A 19,458-nucleotide genomic window follows, 5' to 3' on the forward strand; every position below is an offset into this window, starting at 1 on the left:
TGCGGTGGACGCTGGTTCACGCCTGACGACGGCGTGGATAAGCGTACGGCAAAACCGTGTGGTCCTGGCGCCCGTTGCCGGCGTCAAGCTGTCGGAGAAGCGCGAGCTGAACCGGCAGCGACGGAGTCAACCAAGAACTCGTCTCCGGGGAGATCACGGCATAAGCCGTAAAGCCATTGCGCAGGGAAGGCCGGGTGTTCACCGCTGCCCTGTATGCTCGTGTGCACTTTGTTTTGTGCAATCCGCACACGGGACCGCGGGTGCAGCGCGCACCCGGTCTTCCCTGCGCCCTCTTATTTGGGGGCAAGGAATTTCTGGCATAGCTCGGGCGCAATGCGTCGCGAGATCGCGGCCACACATATTCAGCTGTCATCGTCCGCGAAGGCGGGCGATCCAGTATTCCAGAGACGCTGATGATTGAATCGAGAAGCCGCGGCGTACTGGATCGCCCGGTCAAGCCGGGCGATGACGGCAAGGGCTGTTTGAAATTTGAATCCAAAGTCTGACCGCGTCATTGCGAGCGCAGCGAAGCAATCCATGCCTCAGCAAGTCGTGAAATGGATTGCTTCGCTTCGCTCGCAATGACGCGGAGAGAGACTGAGGACGTTCAGGCCCGTCAGCTTGTTGCGCTAGCTCGTGGTCGACGGGCGCACCACGCGCTTGATCTTGTCGGTCGTGTAGCTTTGCCCGCCGATCGAGAGCAGCGGCGGGGAGGCGCTGAGGTCGACCGAATCCACGACGCCCTGGACTTCGGTGGAGATCGAGACGTTGTTGCCTGAACTGTCCTTGCCGGTCGCGGTGAGGGTGTAGGTGCCGGCCGGCCACTGCACGCCGTCATTGCCCTTGCCGTCCCAGACGAAACTGGAGCCGCCCTGCTTCAGCGTATAGCTGCCGGAATAGGCCGTCTGTCCCGTCGAGTTGGTGATCGTGATCGATGCCGTGGTGTCTTTCTCCGACTTGAAATTCCAGGTCGCCGACTTGTCGAACTGCGCCTTGCTGCCGTCGACCGCCACCGTGTTGCCGACATAGACCAGCGCCTGCGTCGCCTGGGCGCTCTTTTCGATTTCGATCAGCGACTTCAACTGCTCGTTGGACCGCAGCTGCTGCTCGACGCCGGCGAACTGCACCAGCTGCTGGGTGAACTGGTTGGTGTCGAGCGGATCCATCGGATTCTGGTTCTGCAGCTGCGTCGTCAGCAGCGTCAGAAAGGTCTGGAAATTGTCCGCGATCCCCGTCGTCGCCGTCGAGGACGTGGAGCTGGTGGAGGTCGAACTGCCCGTTCCGGCCGCCGAGACGATCGGTGTCGGCATGGTTGCATCGATTGCCATAACGCTCTCCGTTAAACCCTGATGTCCACGCCGCCGCTCGCTCCGAGCATGCGGCCATAGTTGCGGCCGGCAACCGCCGCCGGAATGCTGTCTTCTTCGCTGACGACCAGCCGATGGGCATTGGGATTGGACTGGTTGCCGTCGTTCTGGCCCTGCGAGGATTGATCGCGCAGGCTGAATTGCAGCCCGCTATTGCCGGTCGAAAGCCCGGCATTGTCGAGCGCGCGCTGCAGCTGGTTGGCGTCCTGGCGCAGCATCGACAGCGTCTCCGGCCGTTCCACCGTCAGATGCGAGGTGACGTGGCCGTTGCGATCGACATCGATGCGGACGTCGATGCGGCCAAGCTCGGCCGGGTCGAGCCGGATTTCGAAACGGCTCTTGCCGCTCTTGGCTGACGCTGCGATTTCCATCGCGAGCCCGCTGAGCGGCACCGCCGCTGATGTCGCGACCGCGACGTTGAGCTGGGGTGCCGGCGTGGTGGAAGATGCCGGCTGCTGCGTCTGGATCGCGCCTGCGGCCTGCAAGCCGTTGTTCGATGCGCCAGCCAGCGTCTGGCTGACGTCGGTCGTGACCGGATGCGCATGGGTGGCCGCATTGGCCGAAGGTGCGGGAGCGCCGTTGCCTGCGACATCAGCCTTCGCGGCATCGATGACGCCGTTCTCGGCTTTCGGCTGGCCTGCGACTTCCGCCTGCGGCGTGACTGATGGAACGATAGTGCCGGGTGCCGGAGCTGCGGGAGCGGCGATCGTGCCGGCAGCCTTGTCGGACTCGCCTGTTGTCGCAGCGGCTTCTTTCGTCGCGACCGTCGTCTTGGCTTGCGTTGCGGTTTTCGACACGCCGGCAGCCGTCGCAGCTGCGGATGCAGCCAATGCGATGCCTGTGACCGTGGTGTCGGCGGGCGTGGCCTGCGCGGTGACGGCTACGTTGACCGCCGTTTGGGACTCGACCTTCGCGCCCTCTATCTTGGCCGCGTTGGCGGTCGCAGCCGGATTTGCGCCGGCATCGGCCGCCGGAGTGGTTGCCCCGGTGAGCGAGGCGGTAGCGGCAATGGCGGCCGCGGCGATCGCAAGCGGCTCCGTCGCGGTATCGGTTGTGGCTTTGGCGGTTGAGGCTTGCGCCGTCGCCGTGGCGGCAGGAATCACTGATGCAACGGCGTTGGCCGTTACCATCGCTGTCGTATCCTGTTTGGCTTCGGTCTGATCGGTGGCCGCAGCGCCTTCGCCGGAAGCGGGCTTGCCTTCCGCCTTGGTCTCGTCCGGTTTCGAAGTGTCGGACTTCGATTTCGGCTTGGAGCGGCGGGTTGCGTCAGTGGTGTCCGCCTCGGCGTTGTCGTTGCTGCCGGCATCGCGGTTGGTGGCGTCCTGGCGCGCGTCGCTGCGCGCGGCCTTGTCGGATGCCGCTTTGTCCGAAGCCGCCTTGTCCGATGCGGCGGCGTTGTCGCGCGCCCGGTTGTCCACTGGGCTTTGCGAATCATCGGCGCGTCGCGGCGCAGTGTCTTGGGAACGGTGGTCGTTGTTGCCTGCGGCCTTGTTGCTGTCGACCAGCGCCGCAAAGCTGTCGTTTCCGGCCGTCTGGTCGGAATCCGGCCGCCCGGACCTCGCCGTCGCGCCTTGAAAAGACACGTTTGCCATTAGTTCTGACGTGACACTAACCACGGGCGACCCTCGCGCTGAAACCTTGGCTACCTCTGAGCAAGGACCGGGCCACGCTGGATTGTTGGAAAATATCTTGTTATTTCAATGCCTTAATTTGATTCCGGGTCCGCCGCGGAGGCCATGGGCCGGCCCCCTTTTCTGCCCGGCGGCAAGATTTGCCGTCTATTGCCGGCCCAAAACCCGGTCCGGCTGATTGCCTCCCGGGAATACGGCCTATATTAAAGAGCGGGCTTCCGGTCCGGCCAAAAAGGGCCGGACCGGGCCATAAAGCCTTATATGTAAAAGGCTTTTTTGAACTCTTGCCGCGCGGCGCTGCCTCGCGATTGAAGCCGATTGACCTGCCATGCCGAACAGTCTGGACCTCGAAGGCCGCCCCCAGGACACACGGATCGTGGTCGCCATGTCTGGCGGCGTCGATTCCTCGGTGACGGCTGCCTTGCTGAAGTCCGAGGGCTACGACGTGGTCGGCATCACGCTGCAGCTCTACGACCATGGCGCGGCCACCCATCGCAAGGGCGCCTGCTGCGCCGGCCGTGACATTCACGATGCCCGCAACGTCGCCGAGCGGATCGGCATTCCGCATTACGTGCTCGATTACGAAAGCCGTTTTCGCGAGTCGGTGATCGACAATTTCGCCGACTCTTACGCGCTCGGCGAAACGCCGGTGCCGTGCATCGAGTGCAACCGCTCCGTCAAATTTCGCGACCTGCTGTCGACCGCGCGCGAGCTTGGCGCCAGCGCGCTTGCGACCGGACATTATGTCGCCTCGCGCCGCCTCGCTGACGGATCGCGGGCGCTGGTGTGCGCGGCCGACGCCGATCGCGACCAGAGCTATTTCCTGTTCGCGACCACGCGCGAGCAGCTCGACTATCTGCGCTTTCCGCTCGGCGACATGACCAAGCCGCAGGCGCGCGAACTGGCGCGGCGCTTTGGCCTCGAGGTCGCCGACAAGCAGGACAGCCAGGACATCTGCTTCGTCCCGACCGGTCGCTACACCGACATCATCGGCCGCCTGAAGCCCGGCGCGATCGAGCCCGGCGACATCGTCGATCTCGACGGCCAAATCATCGGCCAGCATCAGGGCATCGTTCATTTCACCGTCGGCCAGCGCAAGGGATTGGGCATCGCGTCAGCCGCGCCGCTCTATGTCGTCAAGCTCGATGCCGCCAGCCGCCGCGTCGTGGTGGGACCGCGCGAGGCGCTGCGGATGGACCGTATCCAGCTGCGCGACGTCAACTGGATCGGCGATGGCGCGCTGGAGCGCGTGATCGGCGCGGGCATCGAGATGTTCGTGCGCGTGCGCTCGACGCGCCCGCCGCAGCCGGCGTGGCTGCGTGCGGTCGATGGCGGCTATGAAGTCGAACTCGTCGCCGGCGAAGAGGGCGTTTCGCCGGGCCAGGCCTGCGTGTTTTACGACGCGCCCTCGGGGCAGGCGCGCGTGCTTGGCGGCGGATTCATCAGAAGTGCGACCGCGCGGAACGCCGCGGCGAGGGCAGGGGCACAGGCGGCAACTTCACCGCCGCTTGCCGAGGTGATGCGCGGCTAAAAAAATGCGGGGCATAAGGGCGGGGGCTTAAGGGAATGACTGCGGACATCGACCGCGAGGGGGTCGAAAAGGCTTATGGGCGCTGGGCGCCGGTCTACGATCTCGTGTTCGGCAAGGTGTTCGAGCACGGCCGTCAATCGACGATCGCGGAAGCCGACAAGATCGGCGGGCGCATTCTCGACGTCGGGGTCGGCACCGGATTGTCGCTTTCGGATTATTCGCGCAGCACCAAATTGTGCGGCGTCGATATTTCCGAACCGATGCTGCGCCGGGCGCAACAGCGGGTTCGCACGCTCGGCCTTTCCAATGTCGAAACGCTCGCGGTGATGGATGCCAAGAATCTGGCGTTCAAGGATTCGTTCTTCGACGCGGTGGTGGCGCAATATGTCATTACCGCGGTGCCGGATCCCGAACGCACGCTGGATGATTTCATCCGCGTGCTGAAGCCCGGCGGCGAACTCATCCTGGTCAATCACATCGGCGCCGAAAGCGGCCCGCGGCGCGTCTTTGAACTCGCCTTCGCACCGCTGGCGCGACGGCTCGGCTGGCGGCCGGAATTCCCCTGGGAACGATTGACCAATTGGGCTGCCAAGCATGGCGGCGTCAGCCTGACCGAACGGCGGCCGATGCCGCCGATGGGGCATTTTTCGCTGATCCGCTTCCGCAAGTCCTGAAATTGCAAGTCTTGAAATAGTCTGGAACATCCGCGGCTGCGGACCGTTTTCCCTGCATGGCAATAAAACGCTCGCTCTTTCTGTCGTGTGTTCTGATGGCGGCCTCCGGCGTGGCGGCGGCGCAGGCCCCGCCTAGTCCGGCCACTCCCCCGGCTCCGACCGCGCCGCCATCGCTCGCGCGGACCGCCAATTGCGCGCCGATGCATCCAGCGCCGCATTCCGGCGCGGCAGCACCGGAAGGCACCACCACCGGCCAGCGGGCCGAACCGCTCGGCGAAAGGTTGGCCCGTTCCGATGGCGTACTCTGCCCGCCCGCCGGCATTGATCCCGAAATGCATGCACCGGCGCCCGGTGGCGGCAAAACGCCGGTGATTCCGCCGCCCGGCAGCCCCGGCGGCGACCCCTCGATCCGGCCCAAATAGCGCCGTTTGCAGGCACTTTTCGAACCAAGCGGGTTTGCTTGACAGGTCGGCGACCGACTCCTTATATGCCGCGCGTTCGCGACTGCGGTATATTAGAGCCGTGACGGTGAACCGTGGCGAGGTAGCTCAGCTGGTTAGAGCACGGGAATCATAATCCTGGGGTCGGGGGTTCAAGTCCCTCTCTCGCTACCACACTCCCCATAACCCGTTGATTTTCCATGCTTGGCCGATTGATCTGCGCCACGAGGGATATCTCATTGATACATCCGGGCTGGTCGCGGATCAATGCGCCGCGCGGAGGAGTTTCTCCGCTACGTCGACATCCGCGCCGCGGTCGGCATCGAGCTCGCCGAGGCAGACCGCGCCTGCCATGACCTGCTCGAGGCCAACCGGACGGTGCTGATCGCGGTGGCGCGCCGGCTGTTCGAGCGGGGCAGCGTTGTCGGCGCCGAAATCGCCGCGCTGCTCGAGGCAGCCCGTTCGAAGGAGTCGCCGAAGCCGGCGACGCCGGAGCGCGGCGTTGTCCTGCGCCTCGTCGACGACCCCGGCCGGCGGGAAGGGCCGTGACGGTGTCGCGGCGCAGGCCGCTGCATTGCCTGGAGAATAGTGGTTGCGCGAGCGGAAAGGGTCATTTTACGAAGGTGACGGCAGTCCGATCCCGTACTCCTCCAGAAGGGCCAGAGCGGACCGAAGCGCTTCCTCCTTAAGAGTAAGTTCGCTTTCCAGCTTGGTCGTCACCTTCTGCTGCTCCGAGATCCGCTGCCGGGCCTTTTGCTTCACCGCCTCGATGCGCTGATGCATCTGCATCGTGACGTCGGTCACGCGAGCCTGCGCCTCCGCCTGGGTCTTTGCGATCCGATCATCGATAACCTGTTTCGCCTGTGCCTTCGCCTTGTCGAGATCGGCCATCAGGCTGGCGCGGGCGTTCGCCAGCGACTTGGCCTGACGCTGCTGCTCCGTCCACTCCTCACGGTTCAGGCGCTGCCGGCGAGGGCCCAGCCTGGTGAGGCCGCAATGCGCGGCGACGTTCTCGTAATAGTCGTCCTGCAGTGCCTTCATGGCGGCCTTATAGGCCTGCTTCTGCTCGCGCTTGGTTTCGCCGCGGGCCTTCGACGCCGCGTTTGCCTCGTAGCCGGGATGCACGCTCTGGATCTGAAGCAGCCGGTTCTCCTGGAGGTCCGGAGTGACCACCCAGTGAACATGCGGGTGAGGTTCGTCCAGGTGTTCGACGACGCACTGAAGGTTCTCGCCCCACTTGTCGGCGAGCCACGCGATCGTCAGGGCGCGCCAGTGTTCGTACTCGGCCATCTTCTGCGGATCGCTCTCGATTTCGGCGACCGTATCGGGCCAGCTCGCGACGCCGACCGCGACGACCGGGCTGTCGCACCGCAGTTTGTGCCCGCGCTGATCAACCGCCTGATCGGCGCGCGTCGATGCCAATGCGAAGGACTCTATCGGAGACCGGCCAAAGAGCACTCGCGGCTCTCTGGGCTCCGCCACATGGCTGCATGCGTGCGGCGCCCGGACCATTTCGTCGCGGATATTGAAGAGAGACGGATTTCGCCGCTTGGACCGCCACTTGTGGGCGCCGCGCCGGGCGTATACGTTCTTACGAAAAAACTGGTAACCCATGGTGAGAGAGCTCCCTCTGGCCCACCATCTTCCGGATGGCTGCAAGAGGGAAGCGCTGTCAATCCGGTTTTCGGCAACATCTAGTCGGTTCACTAGATGTCGTTCGCCGGCCGACTTACGGTCCGATGATTACGGCATGGCTCTCTACTCTGATGTCCGGTCGGACGGGAGGGGGGCGACAGGACGTTCGCTCGGCCTCGCTCGTTGGGTCGTCTCGAGTCGCCGACGAAGGGCAGGGCGGCTGACATCACCCGAAAGGATGCCCTGCCGCACCAGCAGGTCCTCCATCGCAACGAGCATGAGGTCGTTCAGCCGGCATCCTTGGGTGGCCGCCAACATGCGCAGCGCGCCATGAAGGTCCGGCCTCATAGAGACGGTCGTCCGCAAGGTTTCCCCGGCCGGGCCCTGAGAACGGTTGGACTGCGAATAGGTGAGGGCATCGCGAAGATGCCGCGAACCTGCATCGAGGGCTTCCTTGGGGTTACGGCTCATTGAGCAGCTCCAGTCGGCGCAAAATCCACTCGGTGACGATCTGAACCTCGGTAGCTGCGCGGCCGTCCGGCTCATATTCGACCACCCCCATGCCGACCGCGATGGCGTCCTGATACGCGAAGCGGTAGGCGAGCTGTCCCTGCACGACCGTGCCCAACCGGCGATGGTTGTCGGTCCATTGAACGAGGCGGGCGGTCAGGGTCGGCGGCGTTTGGGACAGAAGGATCGCAAAAGGGATGTCGTGATCAATGAACAGGTTCCTGAGACGCATTGCGACCGACGTCGCCAGCATGGTGGGCTGGGTAACGATGAGAGCAAGATGGGCTACATTGACCGCGTCGGCGATCGTGTTGCCGTCGTGCGCCGGCGTGTCGACGACAACAAGGTCAAACAGGAGACGATTGCGTGCGAGCCACCCGGCAAGTGCCTCAGAACGCAGCTCTTCCACGCACGGCCAACGCTTTCTCCTCAAGTTCCTCCACAACTGCAGCGACCCTTGCGGGTCGGTGTCGAGCACGGCGACGCGATAGCCCTGGAGCGCTGCCGCTACGGCAACATTCAGGGACGCGGTAGATTTCCCCGTTCCGCCTTTCTGTTGAACTGTCGCCAAAACCTTCATTTGCCCGCGCCCAATTTCGGTCATCGAGCATCCCAGCTGGACGCCCGCGGATCAAATTGCGCAATCGAGAGCAAAATTTGTGGACAGTCCCTGATTGCTTCAGGCGAGATTCTGCGTTTGGAAAAGGAGTCGGCAAAATTGGATAAACTTGTCCACAGCAAAATCGATCAAAACCGCCCCGACGCCTAACATGAGACTAGACAGGGGCCGATACTGCATCACTGCATCACTGCATCACTGCATCACTGCATCACTGCATCACTGCATCACTGCATCACTGCATCACTGCATCACTGCATCACTGTCGGAGGCAGCGACCGCGCTGGAGGCGACGGCTGGGTCGCTTCGCGATAGCGCTCAGCGGCAGTGGTTGCAACCGTATCGTTGGCCAAGGAGCGTGATCGCGGTCCGCGCGGCCGACAAAGACAAGCCGTGGGTCAAGGCCCTGGTGCAAAGCGCTTAGCCTAAGGGATCACCGGCTCGCCGTGTCGCGGCCTGTGCGTCGCTCCGGCCGCGAAGTCTTGCTTCTGCGTTAACCATGCCTACGTCCCCCGCCTTGCCGGGCATGTCCGTGCGAGCCATATTATGAGCGTCTGCCACCCAGAAGTGGTCGCCCGTTCTACGGTGAAACTCGTAACGGGCTGAAGACAGTGAAGGGGTTAACCCGTTCGCACGCTTTGCGAGCGGCCCACTCCCCGCCAAGCGCAGCCACGCCCTTGGTCAAAATGTACGCCTTAGGCCTTGAGGCCAAAAGGCACTCAAATCAATCCCGATGAAGTGACGTTCGACGCAGGTCGTCCGATTTCGATGCGTACCGCAAGTGCGGACCTCCGTCCGGAATCTGGCGGCGGTTTTGAGTGGTTCAAGCCTAGGAGCGGACCGGTCACGGGACTGGTCACGGTGGATGACGATGCACGCCCACGAAGACCCTTCCTCGCAAGGCGAGGCCCATAGCGACCGTGCGGGACGCGGTGAACGCTCGCGGCACGGCCGACCGTCGGCCAGGGAGCTCGCGCACTTGCGCCTGAAGGAGATCGCCGCCTACGTCTCCGTCGACGAGCTTTCGGTGACCCAGCAAGACGAAACCGACGCCGGCATGGAAGACGATGTCTCTTCCGACACCAAGCGGAAACGAAAGCAGCGGCAGGAGGACGAGGCCGCCAATCGGCACCAATTCAGCGTGAAAATGCCGAAGGATGATCCGGTGTTGAAAGAGACCATCAAGATGGTGGCGGCGAGGCTTGTTCAAGATCGTGGGTTTCACCGCGCCTTGGACGGGCTCGTGTCGGATCCTTCGCTTCGCGAGATCGTCGACTGTGCTGCTTCGTCTCCCGGTGACGCAGCGTTGATCGCCAAGGTGGCCCGGACCGGCGGCCTGTTGCAGATGGCAAAAATCGCGGATGCAAACGAGAAGCTGGCTAATTGCATGGCGCGTTTGGTTGGCGATGTTGCGCTCCTGGAGGCTGCGAGCGCATTGCTCCGCGACTTCAGCGAGGTCGCGGCCGCGGGCGGTGCGAAGGAGCCACTGGAAGCTGCCTCTTTCGCTTTGCGAGACCCCTCCGTCACGCTCAGGTTTTGCGAGGTGCGCCAGCGGGGAGGGGTCCGAGCTCGGATCCTCGGTTGGATTTTGGGTGGCAAGCGACCAGACAGGAAACCTTAGAACCGTGGCGATGGGGTCATGATTGCCCTTGTCCGCCGCATTCTGAAACTGACGTAGGAAAGGAAATTGGTGATGTCACGTTCTGACAACATGTTGTTGCGGGCCAAGCTCGGTGAAGGTGGAAACATTCTGGGATTCGAGCTGGGCAACTATTCCGGCGGCGACTCGTTTGTCCTTCGTATCCACCGGTTGGCACGGGGAGACGCGTACTGGGTTGTCGAGGGAAACGGTTACAAGGGTACGGTTTTCGTGGCGCGAGCTGAGGATCGCGCGTGGGAGAGCAATGATCTCGATGAACTCGGTCATGAAATCCTGAGGCTCTGGCGTGCGGATGTGCTGCAAAAGCGGGACGCTCAGATTCGCGATCTGATCCGGCGGCTGGAGCCGATCCTGGGACCCGCGGGAAAGTTGCCAACGATGTTGCCGACGATGGATGAGTTGCGGAGGGCCGAGAAGGAGGAGCGAATGAGCGAGTCCCCGCCCGATGCGCCCTCACTGTGAGCGCGGCGCCAAGGAAAACTACGCGCGTGGGCTGATGTGAAGAATCACTGATCGCGCATTTGCTCCCTGGATAGCCCCTCCATAACATGCGATTGCGGGCGTCGCGTTTGGAGCAATTGGCAAGGCAGCTATTCCGCCGCCTCGCTCTTCGTCTCGATCATCGGCACATCCAGCCTCTCGATCTCCTGCATGGCGCTACCGGCGATGCCCTGGAGGTCGCCGTAAAGGCCGGCGGTGGAATCGAGCACGCTGTTGAGTTGTGCCTCACGTTTGGCCCACGACCGTGTCATGGTGGCGCGCTCGCGATTGAGGTCGGCCTGCATGTCGGTGAATTTTTCCACGATGGCCTCGATGCGGTGTCGGAACCGCGGGCCGGTGAGATAGTCATACATCAACTCGGTCTTGGTCTGCTGGCCTTCCTGCGCCTGTCGACTGGCGGCGACGTCGATCAGCGACTGGCGCAGCGCGATTGCGAGTGGAATCGCAAATCGCGGCTCCGCTACCCAGACATTATCGATAAGGTCGAAACTCTCGACCTCTTTGGGAAGAACGCTTGAGACGATCAGCGCGATCTCCGCTTTGGCGGCGCGCTGGTCATCGCGCAGTTTGGCAAGCCAGGCGCCGTTCCAGGCCTTCGTCCGTTTCGACTCCCAGAGAATAGTGCCGCAGCGCTGTCCGTTTGCCGCGAGCACGCGATGCAGCACATCGCCGCCAAACTCGCCCTTGGCCACCGGCTCGATCTGGTCACGCGGGAAGCGGCCGCGGAGAAGGAACTCCAGCTCGATCTCGAGGGCTTCGCCCTGCAGCTGCTGCGAGCCCTGGTCAGCCTTGCGCCGAAGTTCCTCGATCTGGCGCGCCATGCCGGCGATCTGGGTCTCCTTTTCGGTGACCTTGGACTTCAGAGCGTCCTCTGCTTCCAACTTGGCCTTGTCGCGAACGGTCGCAAGGTTCTCCTGCACCTTTTTTTCTACGGTGAGCTCGACCTCGCGCTTGGCGTCTTCGAGCTCACGCTGCTTGCGCAGCATGTCGGTCTGCGCCTGCTGGGCTTCGGCGAGCTTCGCGTTGTTCGTGGCCAGCATCTGCTGCAGTTCCGCAAGCTGGCGGTCGCGCTGGCCAAGATCATCGGCCAGCGCCAGACGGGCCTTCCTTGCCTCGGCGTCGGCGATGGCGGCGCGCTCGGCCTTGAGCTTGGCTGCAACCTGTTCATCGATGGCTTCGCGCGCCTTGGCGAGGTCGACTTGCGTCTGCTTGAGGTGGGCCTCACGGCGACCGAAATCGGCTTCCTTGGCCGCAAGCTGCGCCTCGAACTGCTTGCGGGTCGCGGCGACGATCGGGGCCGCCAACGATTCGGTCAGCTTGATCTCGGTGCCGCAGTTCGTGCAGAGGATCTGAGGGTCGGTCACGGTGTACGTCCTGTGGTGATTGCTCGGTATTGTATCGGGATTTCCGGCGTCGCTCGGGGCGTGGCGTGGCGTTATCCCCGGCAATCGCGCCGGTCGCGGCAATGGCCAAGCCCTGTGCGTGGCCGTCGGTTTGGGCTTTTCGTCGGGATCGTGCGTCATGTCAGTTCCTCGTGGCGCGGAGGGCATCATCGCGGTGGAGGGGCCGGCCAAGCCGATAGTAGCGGGACAGGGTGCGGGCCCAGGTGCCGTCAGGATCGGCAAACCAAACCGGGGAGGTTGCGATTCTGCGGTCGCCCTGAAGGAAATGGCCGGTCACGTATCCAACAAGGTGCAAGCCCAGCGGCGTCACCGTCGCCACCCAATCTTCGAGCAGAGGCGCTTTTTCCAACAGGACGGGCGAGATAGGGCGGCGGAGCTCGAGGTGCTCGCAGTCGTCAGCCAAGGCGCGCAGCCGACGGGCCAGGTTGGGCTCGATGCGCGCGGGGTCGAGAAAGGGGAATTGGCGAGTAAGCACGGGCAACTCTCAGCAAGACGAAGCGTGAGCGGAGGAAGGCGGGCGCGCCGGGGCGGAAGTGGAAACCTTCACTGGCCGACCTCCACCACCAGGGCGCCATCGAAGTTGGGGTTCTCGGTCCCGTAGCCGTGTGGGTTACATAGGACCCTCGCCTTGCCGACGAGATAGTCGGACGAGTTGTGGACGTGGCCATGCACCCACAACGTCGGCTGGTAGGTCTCGATCAACTCGGACAGGTCCGAGATGTACGCGCCGGTCAGGTGATCGCTGCGGAACCTGGAATGGATAGAGTCCCAATGCACCGCGTGATGGCTGACCACCACGGTCGGCCCGGCAAACGGCGCCGCGAGCGTCTCGGTGATGGCGGCCTTCGACCGGTGATGCAGCAACGCCGCTTCTTGCGGCCGGAATCTCAGCCACGGCTTCTTCTGCCAACCGATCAGGCGGTGGTCGTTCATGCCCCCGGCGCAGGCGCTCATCACCGCTGCTTGTTTCACTTCGCCAAAAACACCGTAATCGGTCCAGAGTGTGGCGCCGACGAAGCGGACGCCGCTGTTGCCACCAACGCCGAGCGTAACGGAATCATTCTCAATCAGACGGATATTGAAGTTGGGCGCCTGCGAGCGAGCCAACGCCAGTTCGTCGGGGACGAATCGGCGGTAGTATTCGTGATTGCCCATCACCATCACGATCGGGATGTCCATCGGTACAAGCCGGCGTAGGTGTTCGAACGCGCGCGGGGCGCCCTCACAGGTGTCGCCGGCGACGATCACGAGATCGACGCCGGGGACAATGGTGATGGGCTTGATCGGAAAGACGTCGACGTGCAAATCTGAAAAGATTTGGACCCTCACGCGTCATCTCCATAGTGGTGACGTTCCCGGAAAGCAGCCAGCAGCACGGTCTCGACCTCGATGAACTTGCGCGGATTGTCCGAGCAGCGCCTACCGTAGGCCAGCCACGAAGCAACCAGCTCCGTCGCGAAGGAGTGGCCAAGGTCGGTCAAGCCCAGGACCTGCGCCAACACCAGCGCCGCCGCCGCGTTGCGCTCCAGTGCACACCGCAGCAGCGCCGTCATGGCGATGTCGATCTTCAGGTTCAGTTCCCCGATCGGCATCAGGGCGAAGGCGACGCCGATCGCGGCCGACAGGTCGCCCTCGAGCGCTGGCGCGAAGTCGTCACCGCCGTGGAGTACGTCGATTTGTTTGAGCGTCGTCAGCAGGTGCAGGCGCTCGGTGTCCCCGAACGCGTCCGACGGCAGCGTCCGCCACCATGCCAAGGGCGAGGCGTCGGAAGGGGCGAACGGCCAAGGGCGCCGAGCCGGATTGTCCAACACGGTACACTCGCTCTGACGGACGCTCGGCGAATTTCCGATCTCGTGGTCGTTCGTTTTCTCATGCTGAGGCTCGCCCTTCAGCACCTTCAGTTTGTCGCTCATCGTTGTACTCCCAAACCAAGAAAGCTCCACCTACAGCGTCCGCCGCAGAAGCCAGCGGAGCGGTGGCTGCGTAGCGAACTAGCGTGCGAGGCTGGTGTGCCACTGGTCCGGGCCGCGCGGCCTGGCCGACAAAATGTCGGCGACCCGCGTGCGCTGATCCGGCGCGGTACGCGCCGGCTGTTCCACCGCGTGTTCCACGGCGACCTTGGTGCGAGAGGTGGTCAGCTTGGCAATCATCGGCTCCAGAATCTGGAGCAGGCCGGCATGAACTTCGTCACAGAGCGCAGTCGTCATGTTGTTGATCTTGGTCGTAATCGGAACTCCGAAGTGCCGATCGAGTTCGTCGCCGTTGATCTTGATGTTGCGAGGAAAGCCGGAGCGCCCATAATAGTCGATCACCGCAGAATCGACATGATCGACGTCATGTCCGAGCTTCTTGAGATGGGATTGAAGAACCAGGCGTGCCGCGCGCAGATCGTTTTCGATCGGCTTGCGCGACTTCCACGTAGTCTCCCCATTCCCTCGCTTTACGTCGTAGACGCCAGCCCAGCGCTTTTCCTGGTCAATGACCGTGATGTCCATCATCGCCGACCGCACCACGCGGGAGTCCGATTTCAGCTTGATGCTGGCGAGATGCTTTTCGGAATTGTCAGAGGTCAAGAGGTCAAGTGCAGCGGCCGTGATCGGAATGGGGCTTTCAGTTAGGATTTCGAAGCGTTCACTGGCCGCCAAAGTATCAGCAAGGACCCTCTGGATCAGGAGGCCATGTTGCTGAACGACCAATCCAAAGAATGAGAACGCGCGGGAAAACTCGGTGCCGATAATCGGGTCGATCGAAGAAGTCGCGTCCAGGGCGCTGGCAACGACCTGCTTGGTAGCGCGAGAGATGGCCTCGTCCGTCGTCAGCAATCCAAAGGCGGGGTCAATCTGCATGTTTCTCTCAATGCGTGGTGATCAGTCGGATCCAAAGGTAACTGCTCATGCGCACCATGTCAGCTGCGCACGCGTGCGCAAGTGCAAAGTTGTTGCACGTCTACCGCCCGAATTGCATTATGGTTAACGTTCGAATCGGGAGGGTTGGATGGCCAAAAGGTCCGCGAGAGAGATGAAGAGCAGGAGCGGCCCCAGGGCACCAGCTGGCAAAAAGCCGCTAATGGTCATCATTGATGAAGAGCTGATCAAGGCCGCCAAGATCGCCGCGATTGAGGATGGGACGAAGGTATCGAGTACCGTTGAAGGACTCTTGCGGGATTGGCTCGCGAAGAGGAGGGCGCGGGCATAGCTGTAAACGGTTGAGAGCGCACTTGCGTTGGAGCCGCTGGAATTGTGGCGCTGAAGCGAATGGGGTGACAGCAGTCGCTCACCTCGCAGCTTCCTCGTCTTCTTGGCTCTGATCGGGAACTTATTGCGTCTTGTCGCGTATCGGTTGAAGAAGCGCTGGAGGCAGTTATGAACGAGGTCATTCCGGTTCTCGTAGTCGATGACGACACCTCAATTCAGAGTATCGTCGAAGAAACGCTCAGCGATGCCGGCTATTCGCCAACGGTCGCTTCAACGGGTGAGGAAGCGGCGCTGCTATTGAACGCCAATAAATACCGCGCGATTATCGTCGATATCTCCTTTGGTAGAGACCGCGTCAGAGGTTGGTCAGTTGCGCTGCGAGCCAGGGCATTTGATCCCGCCTTGCCCGTTGTCTACATCACGGGGGGAAACACCGACGATTGGGCTGTCGAAGGTGTTCCGAACAGCATTCTGCTGACAAAGCCCTTTGCGCCGGCGCAGCTTGTCACCGCGGTTTCGCAGCTCCTGAACGACGGTCCAACTAGCGGAATTCACTGAAGTCAGCCCAGCGGGCGACGCGGTTGGGTCTTGCGGGCTGGGAGGTGGCCCTTGGGAACTACAGCCCCATGCGGGACTTGTCTTGCATGGAAAACAGCAAAGACCACGGCATAGTTCGAGACGCACGCGGGGAAGACCAACCCAAAGACAAAAAGCGCGCTCAGCAATCGTCAAAAACTCCCGCAGCGGGACCCCACGCCAAACCAGAGCTGACGGACAACAGCAAAACGCCAGGTGCGGGCGCGCTGCCTGAGCCCGGAAAGAGCGACGACAGCACGAGCGGATAGTGCCGCGTAAGGCACGAGGCACTCCATCGATGCCATAAGCCATCGGCTAACGAATGGGGCATGCATGCCCATGGGCTGCGTGACCTGCGCAGCAATCCAGCGAGGTTATTCAGCAGAGCTCGCCACTTCCCGTTGCTTGCTCCGGCACGGTTTTCGTCGGTGCCGAGAGAAGGCCGCCGATAAGCTGGCTGACTCTGAGCGCAACATCAGCGACTGCAAGGAAGAACTTCAAGAGGCTGCCGCAGCTTGACTGTTACTTGCGAGCAAGATCGAGGACACCCCAAACAGTAAGGCGGCGCGGTGTCTTGCGGTGCGGGTTGGGGCAAGGGCGTTGCTTGCGGTGGTGTTGCCTCCGCCGCGGCCACTTGAACGGTAGATGGCGACTGCGGGGCGGGTGGCGGCGGATTCTCCGACGGCAATGTTGAAACGAACTGGGGAGCCCAACGGGCGACAACCAGCTTGGCTCCCGCTCCATACGAGGACGGCAAAACCAGGGCAGCGACAACGATGCACACCGCCAGCACCAATCGCGAGATCTAGCCATTTGTATTCGGCCGGGCTGGCGCCTTCTTTGAACAGGAATGGCCCGGTGATCGAAGCGCAGGTTGTTTAGATCAACAGATTAACCCGCCTCAGTGAACGTTCTCGATATGTATGTGAGCTGACGCACAGTGCTCGGTCGCGATTGGTCAGACAACGCCGTTTCCCGTGGATGGAGAGTTCAGCCATGACCGAATCTGCCAAGCGACGCGTAATAGTTGATGTGATAATCCTAGCGGTGGGGGCGGCAATCTTGATCGTTTCTGCCTTTGTGGGCGTACTATAACTGAATGGGCGGCTTTTGCGTTCTCAGGCGAACAGTTCGGCGCCGGCCTGTCGTCGATTTTCCCGTCATGCACATTCCGCACTTTGGGCATGGTCTGGGTAGCGGTTTAGGCATAGCAGCGGGATAAATTGGCATTTGCGGCCGTTGCCAGGCAAAATGACAGGCATGTGTATTGAAGTGTTGCCGGTCAAAGAGGCCGCGCGAGAGGATTAGTCCTTAGTGGGAAACGTCACGACCTTACGGTCACCCTGCCATATTTCAATAGTGCATCCATCAACAACGAGCGGCCCATTGTTTGGCCTCAGCCTCGTCTATGCAGGCTATTTCGACCCTATCCGTGACGTGGCTGTCCGGACCAACCAAATAGGCGCGGTATTCCAGCATGGCATTAATCCCGAACTAAGGAAAAACTTAGAGACGCTCTAAATTGGAGTCTAGCGCGTACGGGAAGATATCCCCGTTTTCTCAGCTGATCCTGTCAACTCGCTAGGTGACAATGCACGGTATCGGGAATAAGTGGCAATGACCGCGTCAGAGTGACGAAGTGGTCGCATCAGCAATCCGGCCCCAGGCCGGCGGATTCTTAAGAGATCTGACGCGGTTGCGAACGTGTAGCTCCGGATAGGTCGTAGGAGACGAGGAATGGCAGCTCAACAAGCCGAAGGGCGACAATACACGCAAGGGCTCCGTGAAGAACGCTTTGGAACGTTAAGCGGCGGCCAATGCCGACGGTCAGCCAAGGGTCGGTGGACTAGCGTTCAGAGAATCCCGGAGGGCTTCAGCGGCCGAGAATGCCAGCTTCACAAGCTCCTCGCCCTTAAGCCTGGCTGGTCGCTTTAATAGTCGGTCCCACACCATCCAATTTGTGCCGCTGCCGTCTTTCCTAACAAGGAAGCGGGGTGAGGATTCAACCATGACAGCCTTCCGTGGCAAGGCGCGGCCGGGATTGATCCCGGCCGCCCAGTCAATCGCTGCAGGAAGAATTGGGTCCTAGCCGAACAGCTCGGTCCCGGCTTGGGTGAATTTAACGTACGTCCCGCTCTCGTGCAGCAACAAGCCAGCCGCGCGAAATCGCGCGATCAAGGCCGGCGTTGTATTCGGCCGGGGTGGCGCGCTCCAAGTAGAGCATCGGAGCGTTTATTTTCTCAACGTAAATCTTTCCGTCTACCGGCTCGGTCGCATTGGCGAAATCCAGCAGCTTGCAAGCGGCCTTTTCAGGATCGGAGTAGGGGCGGTCGGTGCTGAACTTCATGCGTGTTCCGAATCCATATGCGCATCGTTAACGTGCCGATCGGTTACCGCCATATCGATCGTGGCGCCACAGAAACACCGTGCCTGTCCACTGGTCGATTGGGTCGGCAGCTGCAGGCCAGCGGCATACATGGCGTATTTCCAAGCCGTCCATGCCCGCCCGGGCCGGTACTCGTGTCGGCTTCCGTGCAGCGTGGCAGATAGTTCGTCCAGGCTCGTTCGAAACCTGCCCGCGCTTCGTCGAAGGTTGCAGCGTAGCTCCGAGCGCGAGCGACCGCGATGTGACAGTGGATAAAACCCGCAATCCAGCGCCATTGCCTAGCGTGTGTCGGCAAGCCCGATTGGACTGCGATCGTGGCACGTCTACTACGGTGAAGTTCGGGTCGCGCTGTCTCAAGCCAAATCCGCAAAGAGCTTGATACAGTCGTCAGTCCCGAATCAAGCCATCTGGGGTGAGCCGTCGTTTTTTGCTGAGGTCGAGTACCGAGACATCACCTCTGAGGGTCTGTTACGGCAAGGCTCGTTTAAGGGGCTGTCACGGAAATAGTGGGGAACCGAAGCGTATTTTTCAACGCAGTTCACGGTGATGCCCGCATGGAACATCCCACGCTACAAAGCGTTAACGACCATGGATTACGAGACTCAAGAACAGCGACCGGCTACGAAGGAAGAGCGAGCGGCCAAAAAGGAGAAGGCTCGTCAGGAAGCCGAGAAGGTCCTCTCCGAGCGCAAGAAAGAAGATGACGCCTTCCGAGCCAACTTCGAAAGGCTGAAGGCGGAACGCCTCGCCCGCGAAAGCAAATCATAGCGCAACAATGCGCTAGAGTGGTGTCACTAAGGGCGGATGCACCCCGAGTGACTGTAAGACCTCCGGCTTCGGTTCGGGGGTCTTTTCGTTGTGAGCACAGGAACCGTGGTTCGCGTCCGGCGTTTTAACTTCATGACGCCCTTGCTTGATGGAATACGCGGTGCAAATCGCGTGGGATTATCTGGAGAAGACCGGTCAGATCGACGACGGCGTATTTGCCAACCGCTTTTTGATGCAGATCGTGGAAGACATGATGCGCAAGGGCGTGCGGCATCGGCTGTTGCTGTCGAACGGCGCGATTACTGTTTATGAGGCCTATAGACGCGATCGAAAGATGGATGCGGCGGCCTGAACCTCCAAGCACGGCCGTTATCAGGGCGCGCGGGATGCCTGCGATCGTTAGGAGCAGGGGCCGCGTGTTCCTATGACGAAATATGAAGTATGCCTGTCCGATATGCCCGGGAGTAGGCTTCGTCCGCGAAAATAATCCCGACAAGGCATGGTCCATGGCTGCTAGTGTTTTGCCAGTGTGTCCGCGCTGAAGGGCCGAAGCACCTACAACG

General features: G+C 61.8%; 21 protein-coding genes and 1 tRNA gene. 12 read left to right on the forward strand and 10 right to left on the reverse strand.

What is annotated here, in order from left to right; translation table 11 throughout:
- Nucleotides 1-629: 629 nt before the first annotated feature.
- A complete protein-coding gene (locus JQ641_RS33565; RefSeq protein WP_212000665.1) occupies nucleotides 630-1,328 on the reverse strand; it encodes a flagellar hook assembly protein FlgD in 699 nt (232 codons plus the stop codon).
- Nucleotides 1,329-1,339: 11 nt separating this feature from the next.
- The gene (locus tag JQ641_RS33570) at nucleotides 1,340-2,959 is read right to left on the reverse strand and encodes a flagellar hook-length control protein FliK (RefSeq protein WP_212000667.1); all 1,620 of its coding nucleotides are present in this window, start codon (nucleotides 2,957-2,959) and stop codon (nucleotides 1,340-1,342) included.
- Nucleotides 2,960-3,326: 367 nt separating this feature from the next.
- Between JQ641_RS33570 and mnmA the strand changes: the two genes are divergently transcribed.
- The 5 genes from mnmA (at nucleotide 3,327) to JQ641_RS33595 (ending at nucleotide 6,192) form a co-directional block, all read left to right on the forward strand.
- Complete coding sequence (mnmA, locus tag JQ641_RS33575; protein WP_212000674.1) at nucleotides 3,327-4,529, forward strand: tRNA 2-thiouridine(34) synthase MnmA; 1,203 nt, start codon at nucleotides 3,327-3,329, stop codon at nucleotides 4,527-4,529.
- 35 nt (nucleotides 4,530-4,564) lie between these two features.
- A complete protein-coding gene (locus JQ641_RS33580) occupies nucleotides 4,565-5,203 on the forward strand; it encodes a class I SAM-dependent methyltransferase (protein ID WP_212000675.1) in 639 nt (212 codons plus the stop codon).
- Between the two features lie 56 nt (nucleotides 5,204-5,259).
- Nucleotides 5,260-5,625 (forward strand): hypothetical protein, encoded by a 366-nt coding sequence (locus JQ641_RS33585; RefSeq protein WP_212000676.1) that lies wholly within the window; start codon nucleotides 5,260-5,262, stop codon nucleotides 5,623-5,625.
- A 115-nt stretch (nucleotides 5,626-5,740) separates the two neighbouring features.
- Nucleotides 5,741-5,817 (forward strand) — tRNA-Met (locus JQ641_RS33590).
- Nucleotides 5,818-5,910: 93 nt separating this feature from the next.
- The gene (locus tag JQ641_RS33595; protein ID WP_249151042.1) at nucleotides 5,911-6,192 is read left to right on the forward strand and encodes a hypothetical protein; all 282 of its coding nucleotides are present in this window, start codon (nucleotides 5,911-5,913) and stop codon (nucleotides 6,190-6,192) included.
- Nucleotides 6,193-6,258: 66 nt separating this feature from the next.
- On the opposite strand, the gene JQ641_RS33600 is transcribed toward JQ641_RS33595, so the two are convergent.
- Both JQ641_RS33600 and JQ641_RS33605 read right to left on the reverse strand, forming a co-directional pair.
- Complete coding sequence (locus tag JQ641_RS33600) at nucleotides 6,259-7,257, reverse strand: plasmid recombination protein (protein ID WP_212000677.1); 999 nt, start codon at nucleotides 7,255-7,257, stop codon at nucleotides 6,259-6,261.
- Nucleotides 7,258-7,738: 481 nt separating this feature from the next.
- Nucleotides 7,739-8,392, reverse strand: a complete 654-nt coding sequence (locus JQ641_RS33605; protein WP_212000678.1) for a nucleotide-binding protein — start codon at nucleotides 8,390-8,392, stop codon at nucleotides 7,739-7,741.
- A gap of 994 nt (nucleotides 8,393-9,386) precedes the next feature.
- On the opposite strand from JQ641_RS33605, the gene JQ641_RS33610 reads away from it, so the two are divergent.
- Together JQ641_RS33610 and JQ641_RS33615 are read left to right on the forward strand one after the other, a co-directional pair.
- The gene (locus JQ641_RS33610; RefSeq protein WP_212000679.1) at nucleotides 9,387-10,028 is read left to right on the forward strand and encodes a hypothetical protein; all 642 of its coding nucleotides are present in this window, start codon (nucleotides 9,387-9,389) and stop codon (nucleotides 10,026-10,028) included.
- Between the two features lie 72 nt (nucleotides 10,029-10,100).
- Nucleotides 10,101-10,529, forward strand: a complete 429-nt coding sequence (locus tag JQ641_RS33615; protein ID WP_212000680.1) for a hypothetical protein — start codon at nucleotides 10,101-10,103, stop codon at nucleotides 10,527-10,529.
- Between the two features lie 128 nt (nucleotides 10,530-10,657).
- Here the strand turns inward: JQ641_RS33615 and JQ641_RS33620 are convergent, their stop codons facing one another.
- The 5 genes from JQ641_RS33620 to JQ641_RS33640 form a co-directional block, all read right to left on the reverse strand.
- Complete coding sequence (locus tag JQ641_RS33620) at nucleotides 10,658-11,932, reverse strand: DUF2130 domain-containing protein (protein ID WP_212000681.1); 1,275 nt, start codon at nucleotides 11,930-11,932, stop codon at nucleotides 10,658-10,660.
- A gap of 160 nt (nucleotides 11,933-12,092) precedes the next feature.
- The gene (locus JQ641_RS33625; RefSeq protein ID WP_212000682.1) at nucleotides 12,093-12,446 is read right to left on the reverse strand and encodes a DUF6634 family protein; all 354 of its coding nucleotides are present in this window, start codon (nucleotides 12,444-12,446) and stop codon (nucleotides 12,093-12,095) included.
- Between the two features lie 68 nt (nucleotides 12,447-12,514).
- On the reverse strand, nucleotides 12,515-13,300 hold the full coding sequence (locus JQ641_RS33630; protein ID WP_212000683.1) for a metallophosphoesterase: 786 nt from the start codon (nucleotides 13,298-13,300) through the stop codon (nucleotides 12,515-12,517).
- The gene (locus JQ641_RS33635; protein ID WP_212000684.1) at nucleotides 13,297-13,884 is read right to left on the reverse strand and encodes a hypothetical protein; all 588 of its coding nucleotides are present in this window, start codon (nucleotides 13,882-13,884) and stop codon (nucleotides 13,297-13,299) included. The genes JQ641_RS33630 and JQ641_RS33635 overlap by 4 nt, the downstream gene beginning before the upstream one ends.
- Nucleotides 13,885-13,962: 78 nt before the next feature.
- Nucleotides 13,963-14,817 (reverse strand): hypothetical protein, encoded by an 855-nt coding sequence (locus JQ641_RS33640; RefSeq protein WP_212000685.1) that lies wholly within the window; start codon nucleotides 14,815-14,817, stop codon nucleotides 13,963-13,965.
- 148 nt (nucleotides 14,818-14,965) lie between these two features.
- On the opposite strand from JQ641_RS33640, the gene JQ641_RS33645 reads away from it, so the two are divergent.
- Together JQ641_RS33645 and JQ641_RS33650 are read left to right on the forward strand one after the other, a co-directional pair.
- Nucleotides 14,966-15,166: a hypothetical protein gene (locus tag JQ641_RS33645; protein ID WP_212000686.1), complete on the forward strand. Its 201-nt coding sequence runs from the start codon at nucleotides 14,966-14,968 to the stop codon at nucleotides 15,164-15,166.
- Between the two features lie 167 nt (nucleotides 15,167-15,333).
- On the forward strand, nucleotides 15,334-15,723 hold the full coding sequence (locus JQ641_RS33650) for a response regulator (RefSeq protein ID WP_212000688.1): 390 nt from the start codon (nucleotides 15,334-15,336) through the stop codon (nucleotides 15,721-15,723).
- 2,137 nt (nucleotides 15,724-17,860) lie between these two features.
- Here JQ641_RS33650 and JQ641_RS33655 read toward each other — a convergent pair.
- A complete protein-coding gene (locus JQ641_RS33655) occupies nucleotides 17,861-18,088 on the reverse strand; it encodes a hypothetical protein (RefSeq protein ID WP_249151045.1) in 228 nt (75 codons plus the stop codon).
- Between the two features lie 324 nt (nucleotides 18,089-18,412).
- Here JQ641_RS33655 and JQ641_RS38925 point away from each other — a divergent pair, with 324 nt between their 5' ends.
- The 3 genes from JQ641_RS38925 to JQ641_RS33665 all read left to right on the forward strand — a co-directional run bounded on the left by JQ641_RS38925 (nucleotide 18,413) and on the right by JQ641_RS33665 (nucleotide 19,247).
- Nucleotides 18,413-18,634: an ATP dependent DNA ligase gene (locus JQ641_RS38925; RefSeq protein ID WP_502755022.1), complete on the forward strand. Its 222-nt coding sequence runs from the start codon at nucleotides 18,413-18,415 to the stop codon at nucleotides 18,632-18,634.
- Between the two features lie 39 nt (nucleotides 18,635-18,673).
- Nucleotides 18,674-18,895, forward strand: a complete 222-nt coding sequence (locus tag JQ641_RS33660) for a hypothetical protein (RefSeq protein ID WP_212000690.1) — start codon at nucleotides 18,674-18,676, stop codon at nucleotides 18,893-18,895.
- Between the two features lie 148 nt (nucleotides 18,896-19,043).
- The gene (locus JQ641_RS33665; RefSeq protein WP_212000692.1) at nucleotides 19,044-19,247 is read left to right on the forward strand and encodes a hypothetical protein; all 204 of its coding nucleotides are present in this window, start codon (nucleotides 19,044-19,046) and stop codon (nucleotides 19,245-19,247) included.
- The last annotated feature ends 211 nt before the right edge of the window (nucleotides 19,248-19,458 follow it).

The organism is Bradyrhizobium sp. JYMT SZCCT0180, assembly GCF_018130165.1.
Taxonomy (GTDB): domain Bacteria; phylum Pseudomonadota; class Alphaproteobacteria; order Rhizobiales; family Xanthobacteraceae; genus Bradyrhizobium.

Coding starts and splice junctions, on each gene's coding strand:
- JQ641_RS33595 (WP_249151042.1), top strand. CDS start 5,911: ATGCGCCGCGCGGAGGAGTTTCTCCGCTACGTCGACATCCGCGCCGCG.
- JQ641_RS33665 (WP_212000692.1), top strand. CDS start 19,044: ATGGAATACGCGGTGCAAATCGCGTGGGATTATCTGGAGAAGACCGGT.
- JQ641_RS33585 (WP_212000676.1), top strand. CDS start 5,260: ATGGCAATAAAACGCTCGCTCTTTCTGTCGTGTGTTCTGATGGCGGCC.
- JQ641_RS33565 (WP_212000665.1), bottom strand. CDS start 1,328: ATGGCAATCGATGCAACCATGCCGACACCGATCGTCTCGGCGGCCGGA.
- mnmA (WP_212000674.1), top strand. CDS start 3,327: ATGCCGAACAGTCTGGACCTCGAAGGCCGCCCCCAGGACACACGGATC.
- JQ641_RS33615 (WP_212000680.1), top strand. CDS start 10,101: ATGTCACGTTCTGACAACATGTTGTTGCGGGCCAAGCTCGGTGAAGGT.
- JQ641_RS33650 (WP_212000688.1), top strand. CDS start 15,334: ATGAACGAGGTCATTCCGGTTCTCGTAGTCGATGACGACACCTCAATT.
- JQ641_RS33640 (WP_212000685.1), bottom strand. CDS start 14,817: ATGCAGATTGACCCCGCCTTTGGATTGCTGACGACGGACGAGGCCATC.
- JQ641_RS33660 (WP_212000690.1), top strand. CDS start 18,674: ATGCCCGCATGGAACATCCCACGCTACAAAGCGTTAACGACCATGGAT.
- JQ641_RS33570 (WP_212000667.1), bottom strand. CDS start 2,959: ATGGCAAACGTGTCTTTTCAAGGCGCGACGGCGAGGTCCGGGCGGCCG.
- JQ641_RS33645 (WP_212000686.1), top strand. CDS start 14,966: ATGGCCAAAAGGTCCGCGAGAGAGATGAAGAGCAGGAGCGGCCCCAGG.
- JQ641_RS33600 (WP_212000677.1), bottom strand. CDS start 7,257: ATGGGTTACCAGTTTTTTCGTAAGAACGTATACGCCCGGCGCGGCGCC.
- JQ641_RS33635 (WP_212000684.1), bottom strand. CDS start 13,884: ATGAGCGACAAACTGAAGGTGCTGAAGGGCGAGCCTCAGCATGAGAAA.
- JQ641_RS33655 (WP_249151045.1), bottom strand. CDS start 18,088: ATGAAGTTCAGCACCGACCGCCCCTACTCCGATCCTGAAAAGGCCGCT.
- JQ641_RS33580 (WP_212000675.1), top strand. CDS start 4,565: ATGACTGCGGACATCGACCGCGAGGGGGTCGAAAAGGCTTATGGGCGC.
- JQ641_RS33605 (WP_212000678.1), bottom strand. CDS start 8,392: ATGACCGAAATTGGGCGCGGGCAAATGAAGGTTTTGGCGACAGTTCAA.